Source organism: Candidatus Limnocylindrales bacterium (assembly GCA_035571835.1).
Lineage (GTDB): Bacteria > Desulfobacterota > Binatia > UBA1149 > CAITLU01 > DATNBU01.
The window spans coordinates 76620-96993 of record DATNBU010000034.1 but is presented as its reverse complement, the minus strand read 5'-3'; the positions used below and the strand labels follow the sequence as shown (position 1 = coordinate 96993).

Annotated in this window: 12 protein-coding genes; 6 read left to right on the top strand and 6 right to left on the bottom strand. The window is 63.8% G+C overall.

The window, feature by feature from the left end; all coding sequences use genetic code 11:
• Positions 1-221: 221 nt before the first annotated feature.
• Positions 222-1079: a class I SAM-dependent methyltransferase gene (locus VN634_15650; protein ID HXC52318.1), complete on the top strand. Its 858-nt coding sequence runs from the start codon at positions 222-224 to the stop codon at positions 1077-1079.
• Between the two features lie 23 nt (positions 1080-1102).
• Complete coding sequence (locus VN634_15645; GenBank protein HXC52317.1) at positions 1103-1933, top strand: alpha/beta hydrolase; 831 nt, start codon at positions 1103-1105, stop codon at positions 1931-1933.
• Here VN634_15645 and VN634_15640 read toward each other — a convergent pair whose 3' ends face one another.
• Positions 1934-2302 carry a clan AA aspartic protease gene (locus VN634_15640; protein HXC52316.1) on the bottom strand — a complete coding sequence of 123 codons (369 nt, stop codon included), beginning with the start codon at positions 2300-2302 and terminating at the stop codon, positions 1934-1936.
• Between the two features lie 58 nt (positions 2303-2360).
• Complete coding sequence (locus VN634_15635) at positions 2361-4421, bottom strand: FAD-dependent thymidylate synthase (protein ID HXC52315.1); 2061 nt, start codon at positions 4419-4421, stop codon at positions 2361-2363.
• Positions 4422-4707: 286 nt separating this feature from the next.
• Between VN634_15635 and VN634_15630 the strand changes: the two genes are divergently transcribed.
• The 3 genes from VN634_15630 to VN634_15620 all read left to right on the top strand — a co-directional run bounded on the left by VN634_15630 (position 4708) and on the right by VN634_15620 (position 8409).
• Positions 4708-5100 (top strand): MAPEG family protein, encoded by a 393-nt coding sequence (locus VN634_15630; protein HXC52314.1) that lies wholly within the window; start codon positions 4708-4710, stop codon positions 5098-5100.
• A gap of 113 nt (positions 5101-5213) precedes the next feature.
• The gene (fdhD, locus tag VN634_15625) at positions 5214-6077 is read left to right on the top strand and encodes a formate dehydrogenase accessory sulfurtransferase FdhD (GenBank protein HXC52313.1); all 864 of its coding nucleotides are present in this window, start codon (positions 5214-5216) and stop codon (positions 6075-6077) included.
• Positions 6078-6156: 79 nt separating this feature from the next.
• On the top strand, positions 6157-8409 hold the full coding sequence (locus VN634_15620) for an FdhF/YdeP family oxidoreductase (protein ID HXC52312.1): 2253 nt from the start codon (positions 6157-6159) through the stop codon (positions 8407-8409).
• A 90-nt stretch (positions 8410-8499) separates the two neighbouring features.
• On the opposite strand, the gene VN634_15615 is transcribed toward VN634_15620, so the two are convergent.
• On the bottom strand, positions 8500-9501 hold the full coding sequence (locus tag VN634_15615) for an MBL fold metallo-hydrolase (protein ID HXC52311.1): 1002 nt from the start codon (positions 9499-9501) through the stop codon (positions 8500-8502).
• Complete coding sequence (locus tag VN634_15610) at positions 9498-10334, bottom strand: SDR family oxidoreductase (protein HXC52310.1); 837 nt, start codon at positions 10332-10334, stop codon at positions 9498-9500. The genes VN634_15615 and VN634_15610 overlap by 4 nt, the downstream gene beginning before the upstream one ends.
• 139 nt (positions 10335-10473) lie before the next feature.
• On the opposite strand from VN634_15610, the gene VN634_15605 reads away from it, so the two are divergent.
• Complete coding sequence (locus VN634_15605; GenBank protein ID HXC52309.1) at positions 10474-11781, top strand: MATE family efflux transporter; 1308 nt, start codon at positions 10474-10476, stop codon at positions 11779-11781.
• A 19-nt stretch (positions 11782-11800) separates the two neighbouring features.
• Here VN634_15605 and VN634_15600 read toward each other — a convergent pair whose 3' ends face one another.
• Together VN634_15600 and VN634_15595 are read right to left on the bottom strand one after the other, a co-directional pair.
• Positions 11801-12688, bottom strand: coding sequence for a sulfotransferase domain-containing protein (locus VN634_15600; GenBank protein ID HXC52308.1), 888 nt, complete (start codon positions 12686-12688; stop codon positions 11801-11803).
• A gap of 89 nt (positions 12689-12777) precedes the next feature.
• A complete protein-coding gene (locus VN634_15595; protein ID HXC52307.1) occupies positions 12778-20010 on the bottom strand; it encodes a hypothetical protein in 7233 nt (2410 codons plus the stop codon).
• Positions 20011-20374 lie beyond the last annotated feature (364 nt).

Genomic DNA, 20374 nt, shown 5'->3' with positions numbered 1-20374 from the left:
GCGCTTCGTGCGCAGACGGGCCTCGACGGCAGCGGCGGAACCTAAATGACATTTCGTCTTCGTACAAGACGGCGCTACGCTCCGACTCGTCGGGCGAACACCCCGGCATGAGTCCCGGACAAACCCGGGGCGCATCAGCCGCAGCCGATGCGTCCGGCGTCCGGGATTCCGCTTTGAGTCCGTGGAAGAGCCCGATGATGCGGAGCGAGGAGACAGCCCAGATGACGGACCGACCGGAAGCCGCCAATGTCGATCAGATCTCGTACTGGAACGATGTCGGCGGTCCGAAATGGGTGCGCTACCAGGCGATGCTCGACCGCCAGCTCGACGCGATCGGCAGCGCGGCGATGGATGCCGCGACCCTCGTCGCCGGAGAATCGGTGCTCGACGTTGGTTGCGGGTGCGGATCGACCACGCTCGCGCTCGCACGCCGCGTCGGACCCTCCGGCCACGTAACCGGAATCGACATCTCGGGCCCGATGCTCGAAGTCGCCCGCAACCGGGCGCGCGACGAGCACCTGACCAACGTTTCGTTCGAGCAGGCCGACGCGCAGGTCTTCCCGTTCGAGCGCAAGTTCGACGTGCTGTTCTCGCGCTTCGGCGTGATGTTCTTCGACGACCCGCCGCGCGCGTTTGCCAACCTGCACGGCGCGATGCGCGACGGCGGCCGCGTCGCGTTCGTCTGCTGGCAGGCGCTTCACAAGAATCCGTGGATGTCGGTTCCGATGATGGCCGCATTCCAGCACATCACGATCGAGGCTCCGCCGTCGCCCGACGCACCGGGGCCGTTCGCATTTGCCGACGCGAGCCGCACCGCGGGGATCCTCGACAGCGCCGGATTCCGCGACATCGCGATCTGCGGGCTCGACATCGATCTGTCGGTGGGCGGCGGGTCCGACCTCGACGATACGGTTTCGTTCGTGCTCGACATGGGTCCGCTCGGTCGCGTGCTTTCGGGCGCGACGCCGGACATCCGCTCGGCGGTCGCACGCGACGTGCGCCTGTCGCTCGTCAACTATCAGAAGGACAATGGGGTCGAGATGCCGGGCGCGATCTGGATCGTGACCGCGGTGGCGTGACGGCATCCGCGAAGGATCCGGCATTGGCCACGCGCGATCATCGCGACTCCCGCGCCGCTTCGGCGGAGTCGGCGTTCGAGGATGAGACGTCGTCGGGCCTGCTTGCGACCCTGCAGAGACGCTTCCTTTATTTTCCGACGCGCGGCTTCGTTGCGGCGCCGGCTCAGTACGGGTTTTCTCACGAAGAGGTCGACCTGCGATCGGAAGACGGCACCGGGCTGCACGGCTGGTGGCTCCCGGTCGCGCATGCATCGCGGACCGCACTGTTTCTTCACGGCAACGCCGGAAACGTTTCGCACTGGCTCGACGTCGCGGTCGCGTTTCGCGACGTCGGCTGGAACACGATGCTCCTCGACTACAGGGGCTACGGCCGCAGCGAAGGGACGCCGAGCGAGTTCGGCACCTACATGGATGCGCGCGCCGCGTATCGTTACCTGACGATGGAGCGCGGAATCGCATCGTCGACCATCGTCGTGGTCGGGCGCTCGCTCGGCGGCGGCATCGCGACGTGGCTGGTCGATCATCACCCGTGCGCGGGCCTCGTGCTGGAGGCGACGTTCACGTCGATCGCCGACGTCGTCGCCACTGCGTTTCCGCTGCCCGGAATCGGCCGTTTCGTGAAGCTCGGTTACGAGAGTCTTTCGCGCATCGGCCGCCTTTCGGTGCCGCTGCTGGTCGTGCACGGCAGGAACGACGACCTCGTGCCGTTCGCGCACGGCCGGGCACTTTTCGAAGCGGCGCCGGAGCCGAAGCGCTTCGTCGAGCTTCGCGGCGGGCACAACGATGCATTTACGACGGATCGCGAGACGTACGTGCGCGCGCTGCGCGAATTCGCGCGGTCGCTCGACGCTTAGTCAGACCCTGTGACGGTTGGGCTGCGGGTTGTAGGTGACTTCGCGGGTTTGAGGTGACACGACGAGGTCCATGTCTTCCATCGGGACTGCACCGAGCACGACCTCGTCGCCCATCAGGAATGCACCGACAAAGCAGGAGCGCTTCTCAAATCGGACTTGGATCGGGCCAATGTACGGAACGCTCGCGATGCGACCGTCTGCAAGCTTTACGCGGCGGTGCTCCGTGGTCTCGAGATTCAGCTGCAGCGCGACGTGTTTCGGAACGCAGAGCATATTCGCCCCGGTATCTGCGAGTGCGGCGACGCGCATCGCCGGGCGCTCGGGTTCACGCGGGTTGCTCAGCTCGATCTCTGCGTAGGTCAGCCCCATTCCTCGTTTCTGCCACCGCGGCGGCCGAGCCGCAAGACCACATCTGGCATAGTCCGCGCTACTTCCAAGGCACCTCAAGGCCAAGATCCGCAAGCTTCGCCTCGCACTCGCTGCGTTCGCGATTCGTCTTGAGGCCCTTTTCTCCGCGCTCGAGCCAGCCGAACTGTTTTGCGGCAGCAAGCGCGGCGTCGTTGTCGCCGCTCGACACCGCGCGAATCAACGCCTGCTCGAGACGCGTCAGCCCGACCGAATGGAACTGGTAGTCGAGGAACGCCTCCCACGCGAAAGGACACCACTTCGCGACGATCTGCTCGCCGATGACGTTCGCGTAGTCGCGGATCTCCTGCTGTGCGTGCGTGTCCATGCGCAGCCGCAGGAAATGCAGCAGGTTGTGCAGATCGACCTTCCAGTACGCTTCGGTGTACGTGGAAAGAGGCAGATCCTTGCGCGCCTGCTCGCGTGCGACCCCGAGCTCCAGGCGTTCCTGGTAGATCGAGCGCGCAAAATCCTGCAACTCGACTTCGCGCGCGCTCAGCATCCTTCCCTGGATCGGATCGATCGCCCCGCTGCTGCCCTGCCGGTTGTCGGACGACTGCCCGCGCCATTCTGCTTCGCTCGTACGCTGCGTCGCATCGATGGCGATCGAGTAGCGCGTGCTCAGCTCGTTGACGGAATTGTGCGTGACGATCCCGTTCGCAATGAAATTGTGGAATGGACCTTCGACCTCGATGTCGTAGGTTTCTTTCTCCCCCACATACTCGAAGCGTTCTATCCGCATGAGCTTGGCGACTTCGACTTTCATCGATCGTCGTGGTCGCCGCACACGCCACTCATCTTTTACCGGCGGCCCCTTGAGTGCTTCGACATGGTCGAGCTCTTTGCCGTGAATCGACTGGTGGCAAGGCGCGCAAAGCGTTGTCAGATTGTCGTCGTTGCGTGCGAGACTGAGGTCGGCCCAGACCGGGACGATGTGGTGGCAGTGGGGTTCTGTCGCCTTCTTGAAGCAGAGCTGACAGGTCCAAGCGTTGCGTTCATGAATGAATCGCGCCCGCTGTGTGGTCCACCGCCCGATGTTCTCTCTCTCCGAGGACATCCCACCACGCCAGAAGTTGGACGCTTCGCCTGCCCTCGCGCGCTGATTCGATTCTCGCCACGCCGCATCGAGCGTGCGCGGTCCGAGCCGATACGAGCGGCCGGCGTTCCACGGCTTTTTCGAGCGACCGCCTTTTGCATGCTGGATATGGAAGATGCGGATCCACTTGCGAATCGTATGGTACGAAACACCACACTCGCGCGCGATATCGTCGATACTACGTTGCAACTCGTTGTACTGCTGGTCTAGCCACGCGCGATCCTTGTGCGGTTCGTGAACCTCGGCCTGCGTGCCATTCACGTAGAGGTAGTACTCGCCTTCGTTCCAGTACACGTTGCCTTTTCTCTCTTCCAGGCCGCACGCCTCGGCAAGCGTCGACCAACCGCCTGCGAACAGGAACCGATGATCCCTCGTTGCCTCAATGCGCTTCCCATCTGCAAGGACCATCGCGAAGACCGGCTTGTTGCCGTTCTTGAACACATCGACGACGCGATTGTGCTGAATTCTTAGACTGTCCTCTGCGACTTGTCGCAGTCGCATCCCCTTCACGCGATCACGACGGAAGTATGGATCCCGCTGCTTGTCGGGGCGCGTCGTGTTCCGTGTTGCCTGGAACCGCTCATAGAGTTGCTCGATCCGAAGCTTGTAGAGCTGTTTGCCCTGTCGGCGGATCCCTCCCGGAAGATCAAAGTAGATCTCCGTCCCCTCCGCGAGGCACGCTGTTCTATGCCTGATCCACTGCCGCCAGCAGTCCATCGGCACGCGGACGTGGAGCTTGATCTCGCACATCTCGAACGGCGTCGTGTGCCAGTGGCGCATCAGGTAGCGCACGAGCCCGCGGTCTTCGCTGACCTTGCGCGTTCCGCGGCCGTACGACACGCGCGCAGCCTGCACGATCGATTCGTCGGCGCCCATGTAGTCGACGACGCGTACGAAGCCGTCGTCGAGCACCTTGAGCGGAACTCCCAGAATTTCGTCGAGGGCTTCGACCCTCGGCCGCTGAATGCGGCCGCTTTCCTCACTCATCGCCACAACCCCTGTTCTTCTCGAAAAAGTCGGCGGACATTATCCCTGACGCCGGTGTGTCGGAAGCCCTCGTATTGCATTGTTTGGCCTGCTGCGAAGGGACCTTCTCCCGGCGGGTCTCCGTTCGCGAATCTGCGTCCGCACCGGCCGCGCCCCGCAGGAGTTGACGCAGCCGTGTCCCGCGTGATCTTCACTCCACCACGCGCATGAGTGCGCCGCGGCTCCCGTCGGCCGCGGCGGCCGGCCGCGCACATCCGCGAATGACACTGTCCACACGGAGGAATCCATGACTGTCGATCTCTGGATGCTGGTTTATTCGGGCCTGCTCTGCGCACTGATTCCGAACGTCGGCGTTTTCGGCCTCTCGCGACTGCCGGGCGGACTGGCATGGGGCTTCGGCAATCGCGACACACCGTTTACCGTGCCCGGCTGGGTCGAGCGCGGGCGCCGCGCCCACGCAAACATGGTCGAGAATCTCCCCGTGTTCACGATCCTGGTCCTTGTCGCGCACGTCGCCGGAAAGGCCGACGCGACGACCGCGCTCGGATCGCAGATCTTCTTCGTCGGGCGGGTCGCGCACGCCGCGATCTACATCGCGGGGATTCCGGTGCTGCGCACGATCGCTTTTGCCGTCTCGGTCGTCGGCGAAGTCATGATCCTGGTGCGCATCTTCTCCTGAGCCCGATCCCGGCGACCGGCACCCCACCGGTCGCCGCCTGACCACGCACGCGGGTTTCTGCTAGTCTCGCGCCGCGTTCACGGGCACCACCACCCCGCGATCGCGGAAATCGAATGCGCAGTCCCGCAACGTTCCGCCCCGCCGATCCCGATGGCTCCTTCGCACCGGAGGTGCGGCCTGCCGTCCGGCGCACGATCGAACGCGGAATCGTGCGCGAGCAAGCCGACGTCGTTGCATGCGAGGAGCCGCTCGAGATCCAACTCGGGCCGGCCTCGCTCGCTGTCGTCATGCGCACTCCCGGCCACGACGAGGAGCTCGCGCTCGGCTTTGCGATGACCGAGCGGATCGTGTCGTCACCCGCAGACGTGCTGTCGATCCGCCACTGCTCGACCGTCTCGAACCCCGAATCCGAGGACAACGTGATCCGCATCGTGCTTGCTGCGCACGTCGAAGTGGATCTCGCGCGGCTTCGCCGCAATCTTTATGCGAGCAGCAGCTGCGGCATCTGCGGCAAGGCGACGATCGAGAACGTGCTGTCGTCGGCGCCGCCGCTCGACGACGACCGGACGACGATCCGCTCTTCGGTCGTGTGCGGCTATCCGGCAAGTCTCGCAAAGCTCCAGGACGCGTTCCGCAGCACCGGCGGGCTGCATGCTGCGGGTCTCTTCGATGCCGAGGGCGAGGTGCTCGTGGTGCGCGAAGACGTCGGACGCCACAACGCGGTCGACAAGGTCGTCGGATGGGCAGCGTCGCGCGGCCTCACGCCGCTGTCCGGGCACGCGCTGATGGTATCGGGACGCGTCTCGTACGAGATCGTGCAGAAAGCCCTGGCCGCGCGCATTCCGGTGGTCGCCGCAGTTTCGGCGCCGTCGTCGCTCGCCATCGATCTGGCCGCTGCGTCGGGAATTGCCGTCATCGGATTCGTGCGCGGCGACGCGATGAACGTGTACTCGCACGAATGGCGGGTTCTTCCATGAGGCTGCCGTGGCAGCCGTCGCATGGCGCTGCCGAATGGCAGCCGTCCAGTGAGACTGCGATGAGCGTCTCCGGAGAATCATGAGCGACAAGAGCGACGACAGCCGCGCCGCCGCCGGATTCGGCGCGGTGTTCCGTACGCTGCGCCGCACGGCGTTCGAAACCGGTCCGCTGCGCACAGCAAGACTGCTCGCGCGCATCAACCAGGACGGCGGCTTCGCCTGTCCGGGCTGCGCGTGGCCCGAGGTGGACCCCGGCGACCGCTCGTTCGCGGAGTTCTGCGAGAACGGTGCGAAAGCCGTCTCGCACGAAGCGACCCTTTCGCGAATCGACGCCGACTTCTTCCGCGAGCATTCCGTCTCGTCGCTGCGCAGCCGCGACAATCGCTGGCTCGAAGCCCAGGGACGCCTCACGCAGCCGATGCGCAAGGCGCCCGGCAGCGACTGGTACCAGCCGATCGCGTGGGAAGAAGCGTTCCGCCGCATCGGAGAGAAGCTTGCGCGCCTGTCGTCTCCCGACCAGGCGGTCTTCTACACGTCCGGCCGGACCAGCAACGAAGCGGCATTCCTCTACCAGCTCTTCGCGCGCGAGTTCGGCACCAACAACCTGCCCGACTGCTCGAACATGTGCCATGAATCGAGCGGCACCGGTCTCGGCGAAGTGATCGGCGTCGGCAAGGGCACCGTCGGTCTCGACGATTTCATGAAGGCCGATGCGATTTTCATCGTCGGGCAGAATCCGGGAACCAATCATCCGCGGATGCTCGTCACGCTGCAGAAGGCCAAAGAGCGCGGCGCGAAGATCGTCAGCATCAACCCGCTGCGTGAGCTGGGCCTGGTGCGGTTTTCGAATCCGCAGCGGCCGCTCGAGCTGCTCGGCCGCAGCACGTCGCTTTCGGATCTCTACATTCCGGTGCGGATCGGCGGCGACATCGCGCTCCTCAAGGGAATCATCAAGCACGTTTTCGAGGCCGAAGCGGCTTCGCCGGGCAACGTGCTCGACCATGCGTTCCTGGACGAATTTTCGAGCGGGCTCGCGGAGCTTCGCGATCACGTCGCCGCGGTTTCCTGGGAAGAGCTCGAGGAGGAAAGCGGAATCACGCGTGCGCAGATGAAGGCGGCAGCCGACGTCTACATCGGCGCGAAGAGCGTGATCGCGTGCTGGGCGATGGGCCTTACGCAGCACCAGCATGCCGTTGCCAACGTCCGCGAGATCACCAACCTGCTGCTGCTGCGCGGCAACATCGGCCGTCCCGGCGCCGGCGTGTGCCCGGTGCGCGGGCACAGCAACGTCCAGGGCGACCGTACGATGGGAATCACGGAAGATCCTCGGCCGGAGTTCCTCGACCGGCTCGATGCGGAGTTCGGCATCACGTCGCCGCGCCGGCCGGGCTTCGATACGGTCGCCGCGCTCGGCGAAATGCTCGCCGGTAACGTCAAGGTCTTCGTCGGCATGGGCGGGAACTTCGCGTCCGCGACACCTGATACGGCTCGCGCCGCCGAAGCGCTGGAACGATGCGAGCTGACCGTGCACGTCTCGACCAAGCTCAACCGCTCGCACGTCGTGACCGGCAGCGAAGCGATCATCCTGCCGACGCTCGGCCGAACCGAGCGCGACGAACAGGACGGCGCGCGCCAGTACGTGACGATCGAGGATTCGATGAGCATGGTGCATCGCTCCGAAGGCGTGCTCGCGCCGGCGTCCGAATGCCTTCGCAGCGAGCCGGCGATCGTCGCGGAGCTCGCGCGCGCGACGCTCGGACGGCGAAGCCGCGTGCCGTGGAGTGATCTCATCACCGACTACGACCGGATCCGCGAGCGCATCGAGCGCGTCGTTCCCGGCTTCGAGCGTTTCAACGAGCGCGTCAAGGAGCCCGGAGGCTTCCGATTGCCGAACGGAGCGCGCGAGCGCCGCTTTGCGACGGCCGACGGGCGCGCGCGTCTCACGATCAATCCGCTGACCCGGCGCACGCTCGCGGACGGTGAGTTCCTGCTGATGACGATCCGCAGCCACGACCAGTTCAACACGACGATTTACGGCCTGGACGATCTTTACCGCGGCATCGAAGGCGCACGCGACGTGCTGTTCATGAACGACGAAGACATCCGCGACGCCGGGCTCGAGAACGGCGCGCGCGTCGACGTGACCAGCCGCTCGGGGGGAGTCGAACGCTCGCTGCGCGGGCTGCGCCTGGTGGCGTACGAGATTCCGCGGCGCTGCCTGGCAGCGTACTTCCCGGAAGCCAACGTGCTGGTCTCGCTCGAGGACTTTGCCGACAAGAGCCGCACGCCGGCGTACAAATCGATTCCGGTTACGATCTCGAAAGCATCCTGATTTGCGTGTTCGCCATACGACGTTTCGGCGGCGCGCTTTTGGGCGCGCGTTTCGGCGATCCGCGGTCGGGATTTGCGGTGAGCGCGAGGCTCAGGTTCGCGCGTTGCGCGCGCGAGCCTCGTAGAATTCCGCCAGCGTCTCGAGCTCGCGCAGCATCTCCAGCACGTCGGTCGGCGCGTCGAACGGCTCGCCGCGAAGCTCGCGATACGCGCGCCGCAGGTTGAACAGGATGCGCTCGGGCTCGGTCCAGCCGGCAAACGGGCCGAGGTCGATCTTCTGCGCGGCTTCGTATTCGCCGATGCCGAGCTCGAAGAAACGCTTCGCTTCGCTCTCGACGAACTCGAAGTAGCGGCGCAGCAGCCTGACGCCCTCGGTATCGGTGATCGGGCCGTGGCCGGGCACGACGATATCCGGAGCGAGCCCGATGATGCGGTCGAGCGCGGCGTACCACTGCGCATAGGTCCCTTCCCAGCCGATCGGCGTGCAGCCGTTCCACAGCACATCCCCTCCGAACAGGATGCCGCGCTCCGGAAGATGCACGATCGCGTCGCCGACCGTGTGGGCGGGGCCGACGTAAAGAACGTCGACGCTGAGGCCGTCGAGATCGAACGAGAAGCTCTCGTCGAACAGCGTGGTCGGCGGCGTGATCGTGATGCCGTCGAAATCATATGCCGACAGCGCCTTCGCGAAACGCTCGAGCCCCGGCAAGGGATTCGCAGCGTCGCCGAGACGCTTCATGACTTTCGGCGGCAGGTCGGCGTTCATCGCTTCGGCGCAGCGACGGTGGCCGATGATCTCGGCGCCTTCGACGAGCTGGTTGCCCCAGCAATGGTCGCCGTTGTGATGCGTGTTGACGACGCGCTTCGGAAGCTGCGGATGCACGCCGGCGTAAAGACCGAGCATCGCGCGCGTGCGCGGCAGATCCCAGAACGTATCGACGACGAGCCCGCCGCCGCGCGCGACCAGCCCGGAGTTGCTCCATCCGAAGCCGCGATCCGGCTGCAGGCAGGCATAGACGTCGCGGTCGAGCGCGCGCAGCTCCATCGGCTGGCCGCCGGTGGTCTGCCCGCTCGTCGGCTGATGGCTTTTCACCCGGGCCGTCCCAGCGCTTCGTCGAACAGCGCCTGGTTGCGGCCGTAGATCTGCTGTCCGCCGGCAACGAACAAGACTTCACCCGTGATCCAGCTCGCCGCCGGCGATGCCAGGAACGTGACCGCGTACGAGACTTCCTCCGCGCGGCCGAAGCGCGGAATCGGGGTAGCTTCCGAGAGCTTCATGATCTCGGGATGGTAGGTGTTCTCGAACGCCGCGGTCTGAACGGCACCGGGCGCCACGCAGTTGATACGCACCTTGGGTCCCCACTCGAATGCGAGCGAGCGCGACAGCTCGAGCACGCCGGCACGAGCCGCGCTCGTATGCGCGATACCGGGAAAGCCGCGGCCGACGACCGCGATGATGTTCACGATCGATCCGCCGTCGCCGTCGAGCATCGGGACACCGAAGACCTGCGTCATGTTCCACGTCCCGGTCAGGTTCGTGTCGATGACGGCGTTCCATCCTTTCGGACGATAATCGCGCGCCGGCTGCGCGAACTGTCCGCCTGCGTTGTTCACGAGGATGTCGATGCGCGGAAACAGGCCTCGCGCCGTTTCGGCGAGTGCTTCAACGGTTTCGCGGTTTCGGATGTCGACGTGACCCGTCTCGACGCGCCGCCCGGTACGCTCGCGAATGGAAGCGGCAACCTCATCGAGACGTTCGAGATTGCGGGCCGCGAGCAACAGATCAGCTCCGGCGTCGGCAAGGCCGTCGGCAATCGCACGGCCGATGCCGCCGGCCGCACCGGTGACGAGCGCGGTCTGACCGGCGAGCAGGTCAGGCGCGAACACGCGTTTCGGAAGCGGTGGAGCCGGTACGAGCGTAGTCATCGATCCCCCCGAACGACGCGTCTTCTAACCTGTGCGCCGCGGTGACGAAAGAACGAGAGCAGCTTCTTCCGTATCGGCACTTTCTTCCGAAGCAGATATTTCGCAAACGTCCGCCACCGAGAATAGAAGCGTGGGTCCCATGCACGCCCGCCCTCTTCCCGTTCTGCTTCGTTCGCTCGCACGGCTGGCTGCTCCGGTTGCGATCGCGCGCCTCGGCATCATGGGGATGGGAATCGCCGACACTGTCGTCGTCGGCCAGCTTGCTCCCGACGATCTGCCGGCGCTCGCGCTGGGATGGGCACCGACCGGTGTGCTGCTCGTCACCGGAATCGGCCTGCTGACCGGCGTGCAGGTACTCACAGCGCGCGTGCTTGGCGAGGGCCGGCCAACAGATGCCGGCGCTGTCTGGAGACGAGGCCTGGTGATCTCGCTCGTAGCCGGCATCGTCAGCATCGCTGCGCTTGCGACGCTCGTCGAGCCGCTGCTCGTCGCGTTCGGAATCGAGCCCGCGCTGGCTGCACACGGGGCCGCTGTTTCGAAGATTCTCGGCGTGAGCGTTGCGCTGCATTACGCGTACGTCTGCTCGGCGTTCTTCGTCGAGGCCGTGCAGCGGCCGGTCTCGGGGACGATCGTCATCTGGGCCGCCAATGGCGTGAACCTCGCGCTCAATCTTCTGCTCGTTCCCGAGCTCGGCGCACGCGGTTCGGCATGGGCGACGGTCGGCGGGCGCGCATTCATGTTCACGGCGCTTGCCGGATGGATCCTCGCTTCACCGGCCGGTCGCACGTACGGCGTCAGGGCACGTGCGCCTCATGCGCCGAGCTACCGCGCGCTGCTCGCTGTCGGCGGCGCCGCAGCCGTCAGCCAGCTTGCCGAAGCCGGAGCGTTCTCGTCGCTTACGGTGATTGCCGGACGCATCGGCGCGTCTTCTGTCGCGGCGTATCAGCTGCTGCTGAACACGCTCGCGGTCGTCTTCATGATTTCGCTCGGTGTCGCGACCGCAACGGCCGTTCTCGTTGCCGAAGCGTGGGGCCGGCGCGACGCGCACGAAGCCGGCCGCGCCGGCTGGGCCGGCCTCGGCGTCAATTCGATCGCGATGGTGATCTGCGCAGCGGTGCTGCTCGCGTTCGCGACGACCATCGCCGGATCGCTGACGTCCGACGTCGCGCTTGCCGCCGTCGTCGCCGGGCTGATGCCGGTTGCCGCACTCGTGCTCGTTCCGGACGGCGGCCAAGTCGTCGTCGCCGCTGCGCTGCGCGGCCGCGGCGACAACTGGCTGCCGACCGCGAGCCACATCCTTTCCTACGTCGTCGTGATGCCGCCGCTTGCGTGGTGGCTCGGAGAACGCAGCGGTCGCGGCGTGGCCGGGTTGATGGAAGCGATCGTGGTGGCGAGCTTTCTGTCGGTCATCGTGCTGATGATGCGACTGCGGCGGATTTCGCAGTAGCTGCGACAGGGCGCGATCGTCATCCGCGGTCGAGCCACTCCTTGAGATCCGGCGGCATCATCTGGCGGGAGCGCTCGTCGTACTGCGCGAGCTCGTCCGGAGTCAGCACGCCTTGCCAGCGGCCGTTGGTGCCCTTGAAGAAGAACGACTGTCCGCCGCCGGTGAACAGGTCGCCGAAATCCCCGATGCGCTCGGAGTTCTTCTTCATCCAGTCGAACGAACAGCGCTCGAGGATGCCGGGCAGGTGGCGATCTTCCAGCGGGACGCCGAGAAACGCCGCGATCCGCCGTACTTCGGATTCGAGGTTCGCCTTCAGATCGTCGTAATGCACGAACAGCACGTTCGGCTCGTGCCGCCGCTGCCAGTACGAGTCGAGGAACGAGAACAGTCGGCCTTCGGCGAGCCATCCGGCAAAGAACTGGTGGATATCATCCGGCGGCGGCATCGGCTCGAACGCGATGCCTTCGGCGCGCGCGCTCTCCATCAGCTCGAAGATCTTTTCGGGTCGCATGCTGGCAATGTGATTGACGAACGACATGAACGCATCGCGTCCGTCCCTGCCGACGACGATGTAGCGGGCGTCGGGCCACCATGGAACGCCGTCCGCCGAGGTGTGGCTTTTGATCGAGCGGCGGTGCGTCTGCTGCCGGAGCCCCTCCAGCATGTCCTCGTACGGCTTGAAACGCGCTTCGATCCACGGCGACAGCGTCGTCACGGGCGCCGGAGGATTCCCGTCGGGAAACAGAAGCATCGCGACGATGGTCTGTGTCCAGGTCGTGCCGCATTTCGGCGGCGTACAGACGAGGATGTCTCCGGGGCGGTGCTCGAAGCCGTCCCAGCGGCGCGTGTCGGAGATGAAGTGACGGTACTCGTTTCGCGGCGGTCCGCTCGTCTGCATCGCGCTCATGGCAAGCGAAACTATCGAACGAATCGCACGTAGTCGAGAAACACGAAGCTGCGCCAGATCTCACGCGGGTACTGCCACGCTGGGCTGCCTCAACTTCCCTGGCAGTCCAGCGTCCCCCTCGGCGCATCGTAGACGCACTGCTGCGGCGAATAGGTCATTTCGGTGCACTGGCCACTGTCCTGCTCTGCGGTCCCTCCGTAGACGATGACCACGCGGAACGGTCCATGAACCGGCGAATAGCTCCCATTGCGCCCGCTGATTTTGTGATAGACGCCTTTTTTCTTTGCCGTCTTGTCCTTCACGAGCGCGTGATCGATGCCGGATGTCGAGCCGTAGACGCAGGCCGGAGGAACTTCGCTGCTGACATTCGCGTACGACTGGTTCCGGCCGGCGGAGCCGCTGACGGTCCATCCATCGGCGGCGTTGCACACCCCGGGCAATACGCCACCGGGGATCGTGTGGTCGAGAATCACGCTTCCGAGTGACAGATCGGTGACCTGCACGCGCAGGCCGAGATGAGCGGCGTCGAGCGGTGGGGTCGGCAAGGGGCCCGTGAATCCCCCGGTGCCGATGATCTGGACGCGCTGCTGCGGCACGGATGTGGTCGAATCGTTGAGCTTGCTGAACTTGAGCCGCGACTTCGATTTTGTCGGGACGCCGCCTCGACAGATGTCGCACGCGTCACCGATGGCGTCGTGATCTGCATCGACCTGGTCGGCATTGGCGTCGATGGGACAGTTGTCGCAGAGAACCCCGACGCCGTCGCCGTCGGAGTCGCAGGGTCCAGTAGCCGGACAGCACAGCTCTGCGTGGAAGGTCCGGCAATCGTCGCTACATGCAAAGCCACCGACGGGACTGGCAGGATCGCACTCTTCTCCCGATTCGACGATTCCGTCACCGCAGCAAAGCTCTGGATCGCTGATGATGGCCTTCACGATCGGGCATTCGCGGTGCAGCCAGGACGGTGAACAATCCGCGTTGACGCAGGTGCCGTCGTCCTTGTGCACCATCGGATACTCGCAGACGCCGCCTGTGCATCGCTCGGAGTTGTCGGCCAGGCAGTCCTGATTTGTGGTGCACTCACAGGCTGATTCGGTGGCAGAGTAGAACCTGGTTTCGAAGCAACTGTTCATCAGATTCAGCCACGAACCGATCCCGTACGTGAAGGAGCTGACCTGCACTGTCGCCGTTTTGAGATCGCTCCGCAGGCTCGCAAGATCGTACTGGCGCTCGTCACCCGCCCCATACTTGTCGTCGTTTGTCACTTGCGACAGGAACATCGTATCCAGATCGAATACGACGCCTGTTCCGTAAGGATTGGGAATCAACACCTCCGGCGCGGTCGACGCGAATTTGTTTGCGAAGGCCTGGGCGATGAAATTGGCGCTGGTCGAGTTGCAGCGCCAGATCGCCATCATCGCCGGCGTCGTCCCGATGCAGTCGAACTCATACGTCTGGCTGGTCTGCGGGTCGACATACCTGCACCTCAGGTTGTTCATCTGGCCACCACCGGCTACGTCTTGCGTTCCGTAGTGGGCCGGCAGCTTCCCGAGCCAGTCGTTCCACGGCAGACCGTCGATGCAGACCGGGTTCTGCGCCCAGACGTCGCGCGCGAGGTCATCGCCGAAGTGGAAGGTATCGGTGACCCCCTTGGTGATCGCACCGTCGTTGTTCGACGGAGTTGGATCTTCCCTGTGAGCCGGCATGTCACCTTTGCACCACTCGACGAACTCGCCGACGGTACCGGCATTGCCGTCGGAGACCGTGGTCGGAAACAGATCCGGGGGGTCCGGAACTGGATATCGGCAGACGTTTCCGCTCGTACACAAGCGCGCCGGAAGAACTCCCACTGCGTTCAACGGATCGTGGTCCGGATCGGTGTAGGTCAGTGACAGCGGGTAGCGGTTGGTCACCAGCCACGGAAGCGACGGGTCGGTGCATTCGTCCTGGTAGAGCGCTTCGAGACCGGGCTGGTAAAAGCCCTTCCATGTCGAGCCGAGGTCCCAGAGCTTGGCGAAGTCGAGAACCCTCCAGGACTTCTCTTTGCCGAAGAGCTTGAACGTCAATTCGACGGCTGCCGCGAACCGCAGGCGAAGCAGCGCGTAAATATCGCTCATGGCGTAAGTCGAAATCAGGTGCGTAGGCGGTTCGACGTCTTCCATGCCGGCCACGATCGTTTCCGTGTAGGGGATTCCGTGCGGCGGCGAGCACGCACCGGCGTCGCAGATGCGACCGTTGCTGCAATCGCTGTCGCTGACGCACGGGAGAGCACACGCGCCGGACTTGCAGACGCGGCCCGATGGACAGTTGCCGGAGCTGTCGCAGACGCATGAGAATGCGATCTGCCCGGTCGTGCATTGGCCGGCCGCGACGTCGCAGTGCTCGGCCGAAGCGCACTGCTCGTCGTCATTGCAGCCGCAGGCGCTCGGGAATCCGTGCTGCAGCGGGTGGCATCCGTCGCCCGCCCAGTGATCGATCGAGTCGTCGACCTCGACGCGGCACGAGTAGGCCGAGAACGATCCGCTGCAAGCGGCGTCCTGTTTCACGTCGTGGATTGCGGCGCCTGCCGTCGGCGTGCAGTAGCCGTGCTGGGCACAGTCGGACATACTGCCGACTGCGAGGCCGGCGGTGGACAGTACGAGCGTGTTCGAGCTTGTGGTGCTGCACGGTTTGTCGGAACAGCGCTTCGTCGCGTTCCACGTGGCACTGATGTCGGCAACAAACGAATCCGAAAGTTTTCGCAGTGGATTCAGAATCGGATTGACGGCCCATCCGGGCAGGCCGATATCTTCCACCGTTGCGATGAGGTCCGTGATCTTGTCGCTTACGTTCAGTTTCTCGCAGTCACTCTGCTTGATGCCGGTCCACGCATCGACGCAGTACGAGCCTTCGAGGTCGGACACGGACAGCTCTTCCACGCCGATGCCGGCTACGAGCATGTTATCTTTTCTCGCTCCGTAGTGAATGCAGCATGCGCCCTTCTCCTCCGACGGGTCGCACGAGTACGTCTGCGTGGACTCGGGGAAGTCCTTGTTCGTGCAGATCCGGTTGGTCTCGACCTTCCAGACCGGTGTGCACGGTGCATCCGCCGGGGGATTGGAATGCGTCAGGGCCTCGCCAAGCGTCCGGTTCAGGTCCACTACGCCGCCTGCGCCGCCGGGCTCGATGTCGATCTTCAGCGAGAGATCGGCGGAAGCGCCGACCTTGATCTTGGAGATCTTGAACCCGAGGAACGCCAGCACGCCGATCTCGGGCTCCACCCGTACCTTCGTCCCATTGTCCTGAGTTACGTCGGCCGCCTGAAAGTCTTCGTCGTCCCGCGAGAAAGACGTGTCGTTCAGCCGCTGGGCCGCAGCGAGGTTCTCATTGACCTTCTCGAGCACTCGCGTCCGCATGCGATTGGTTTCGTGGAACCAGTTCAGGCCGAACGAAAAATCGAAGTAAGGCGTTGCAGTCAGAATAGGCGGAATGATCTCGATGGGCGGAGTCAGATAGATCCGGTCCATGTCGAAATCGATCGGCAGGTTCAGGCCGAACGACACGGTGGCGATGCTTTCGTCTTCCCATGGAGTGTCGGGCAGGTCGCGCGGCCAGTCGAGATGGTGGTTGATATCCTCGGAGACGAACAGATCCCTGATGAGCAGATCCCCGAAGCTCTGCGGTATCGCGCCGTCCGGGATGGCGTCGAAGATGTCGAGACGTTGAATCTCGTTTGCGTTGAAGTTGAAACTGGGAATGCCGAACGGTTTCTCCGCGTCCCATATCCGGAAGCCGTTCATTTGTGTCTGTACTTCGACACTCGGCGCCAGACTCAGGTCGTGACCCCAGGCGCTGACGGCGAATCCGCCCGAATGGAACTGCAGGCGTTGCCGCTTGCTGAGATTGTGCGAGCCATACCGTGCACCGATGCTGAACTTGTCGTTGCCGAGATTGCCCATCTGCGCATAAGCGCCGTGTCCGGCGTAGCCGATGCACATGTGCAGGTCGGGGCGCAGCTCGGTGTAGGCGCCGAGGTGATAGCCTTCGCCGAAGCGGTCCACGTAGCCGAAAGGAGTGGACAGGAAGTCGATCTTGCTCAGCGTTTCGCTCAGATCCGTCAGCGTGCCCAGCGTGTCACCGAGGCTGGAACTGAGGGCATCGCTGAGCGTGGCGGAAATCTGATCGAGCCAGCCGAGCTGCTTGAGCCCCATCATCGCGTAGTTCCCGACGGTTGCGCCGGTCGCCGCAGGATCCTTGAGGAAATCCACGGCCATCCACAGGAAGTCGGTAGCCTCGCAATCGGCTCCGCCGCAGAACTCGCAGCAGTCGTTGCGCGTGGCTTTCCGGTAACAGTCGGGCAGCGCATTCAGCGTAATGTCGGCAACGATGCCGGCCAGATCGTCCTGAAGCGTCTGGGCAGAGGCGAGCGCCGTAAACTGTGTTCGTGCAAGCTCGACGCGCGTTTTGATGGCAAGCCAGCGCGTCTCCAGACTGTCACGCAGGGCGCTCACCAGCTCATCGAACAGGACGCTTTGGCCGTTGACGAAGTTCGCATCGTCGAGCAGCTGCGTAATGCAGGGGCCGTACTGCGGGTCGAGCTTGAGTCGGTTGATCAGCGAATTGGCGACGGTATCTTTCAGGCTCTCGAAGTCCAGGTTCTTGAGGTTGTCGATGGCCACGGTGACGTCGTCTACGATATCGGCATACTTCGAGATCACCCCGTTGATCGCGTCGAGGAATTCCTGCCAGTCGATCTGGAACAGGTCTTCTACGGAATGCACGCCGGCAAATTGGTCCTTCAATGATTTCAGCGCGTTTTTGACGGTGAGCCAGTCGGCCTTGACGCCGGTCACGAGCTGCGTGGTCAATTGACCGGTTGCACCGACGATCGCAGTCTCGAATTCGTCCTTGAGCTGTTGGGCTGCACCGCTGAGGCCACTGTTCGAGCACGAATCGAACTCGAACGTCGCGATCTGGGTTTTCCAGTCGCCGCCGGTCGCCAGGTACTCGTTGGTGTACCAGAACGTGCAGTCGTTGGCGGGATCGACGGTGAGCGCGTTGTAGTCGCCCCAGCGCTTGTTCGACTTCGAAGAGGCTCCCGCAACCATCTCGTGCTCGCCTTCGGTGAAGATGCCGCCCTGATCGTTGGCTTCCCGCCCGGTGTAGCGGATTCCGGGACATACGTTCGTGACGCAGTCGGCGAGCGCGGATTGGAAGTTTCCGGAGACGTTGTATCCGAGCGCGACGTTCCCGGCGCCGTCCATGGAAATGTTGCCCATCCATCGTTGCGTCGCATCGGGAGCATAAGTCCCTTCCTGGCACAGGCTCCATGGCTCGCCCTCGGCGGTACGAAGCTCGAGCCAGCGGACACCGGCGTGTGTAACCGCGCTCGTGTCGACGTCAGTGACGAGTGCGGTGACCAGCGTGCGGTGGGTACCGAAGTTCCGATACTGGATCCGGTTGTTCAGCGCCTCGGGCACCGCGTCGAGCAGTGTCGCATCCGATGGCTGCGGTATCTGATAAGGATCGTTGACCACGGCGCCGAAGCCGGAATCGAAATCGGTCAGTACGATGTCCGGACGCTTGGTGACCGACGAGAGAGCCGGATTGCTCCAGTCGACCTTGACTTCGTACATTTCCAGGAAGTCGTGATCGGGATCGTTGTTGAGGGGGTCGACGATCTCGTCGTCGACCTGACGCAGGAACAGTGCCGGCTCTCCGTCTGGTGGAGGGCTCTTGCCATCGAGGTCGGCGGGAATCAGCACTTGGAAGCCGAGATTCGCGAGCTTTGGAATTTCGGCGGAGAACGTGAACGGCTGAGTCACCTGGCCGGCCAGCATTGCGGTGCGATCGAGCGCATGAATCTCCATGAACGCGCCTGACGTCTCGTTGCCGCCCATGAAGTACGAGTCGGTCCAGATTCCGTATTTGAGGAAGTCGGTGGCGTCCATCTCGAATTCGTAGGCGTACCAGTCCATGGTCGGGTCGCCAGTCTGCGAGATGTAAACGCACGCGTAGTCGGCAGACCCCGCGTTGAGCTCGGCCAGCTCTGCGAGAAGCCATCGATCGGCGCGCGCATCGTAGAGAACGATTGGATCTCCCACTGGATGGTCCTCGCAGTGGGTCGCCAACGGGTCGACGGCTGCGGCGTCAAAGAGGCTCTTGAGCAGCTTTGCGGGCACGATCGGCACGCCGGTCTTGTCGTAGATGGCGATCTGCGCGCCGCTTTGCGTGTTGGTCATCTGGACGTAGTGGTCGGGACCCACGTCTCCGACAGCATCCGGAACGTTGGTCGCACCCGTCTTTCCGAGCCCATCGAAGAGCGTCGGTGCCGACAGTGCAGGCGCGGTGCGCAGCGAGCGCACGCTCATCTGTTGCTGCAGCAGCGGATCGAGACCTGTCGGCGGATGAACCGGAGGCTGCCGCGGACGAAAGGGAGCGGTGGGCCGCTGCAGTTCGTATCGCGCGTTGCCCGTGCTCCAGCGTGGGGCGGGCGGAAGGTCGCGAAGGTTTACGTTCAGCAGAATCGGCTTTACGGCCTTGCCGAGCTTTCCGCCCTTGCCCACCACCGTCCGGTCGGACACATCACCCGAGGTCGCCGGAGACTGCTGAACGCCTCCGATCCCGCAGGAGCCGCCGACGCCGACACCGCAGGCTGCAAGGGTGTTGTTGAGATGCGTCTGCGTATTCTGGATCGCCGTGGTGATTGCCGCTGTGATTTCGGTTTCACTCAGAAAGGCCGGCAGGATGTCGTTCAGCAGGTCATCGACGAGGGAGTCGAGGATCGCTTCGACTGCGTCGATCTTGTCGTCGATGAAGGTCTGCAGAATGGAGGGAAAATCGATCGTCGAAAGCTTCTCCACCACTTGCTGCACCGCGGGCCAGGCATTCTCGACGCTGCAGTCCGGCTTGTCGGGGTTCGCTCGGCACAGGCAGTGGCCCGGCACCTGTGGAATAGACGCGTTCGCAAAATCTTCGATCAGTGTACCGTCCGCGGCCTTTTCCGTTACGCTCTGAAGCTTTCCCACGGCGTTGGTCATCTCGGACACGAGCATCTGCAGAGTCTGCTGCGCGTTGAAGTTCTTCGAGAGGTTCTGGTAGTCGGGATAGCGGCTCTTGCCGTCATCGGGATGAGGCCCGGCAAGATCCAACCACTTCGGTCTCGCCGGAACGTTGGCGACGCCGTTCGTCGTATCGTCACAGTATCCGGCAGGATGAGCGTAAACGTCGGTTTCCTCTGCTTCGGTGTCGTTCGCGACCGGGATGCTCAGAAGCAGGCCAGCCAGAATTGCGGCGAAGCATGACTTTCGACGCCGCGTGCGGCGCTTTTGCTGCACGCTCACCGTGAACTCGGTGCGAGCACGGGAAAGACGAATAAAAACGACAAAGGATACAGAGCGGACAGAAAGAGTGCGGCCGTCATGATGGCCCCCTTGAAACTCTACGCATCAAGCGAAGAGCCGGCGGGAACCTACTGGCCCGGCAACTCTCGTGTCAAGGCGGACTTGTCCTGAACGAACGAACAGGAACGAGCTCGACGATCACTTTGCTGCAAACTCACAGCAACTTCAGTCTCTTCTCGTTATCGATACGTGATATTGGTCACCAATTTTTTCGGCGACGCGGCAATGCAACGACGGTGCACGTGTACTTCGGAAGCGCGTCGTACGACTTGTGAAGCCGAGAAACATTCCGAACGACATTGAC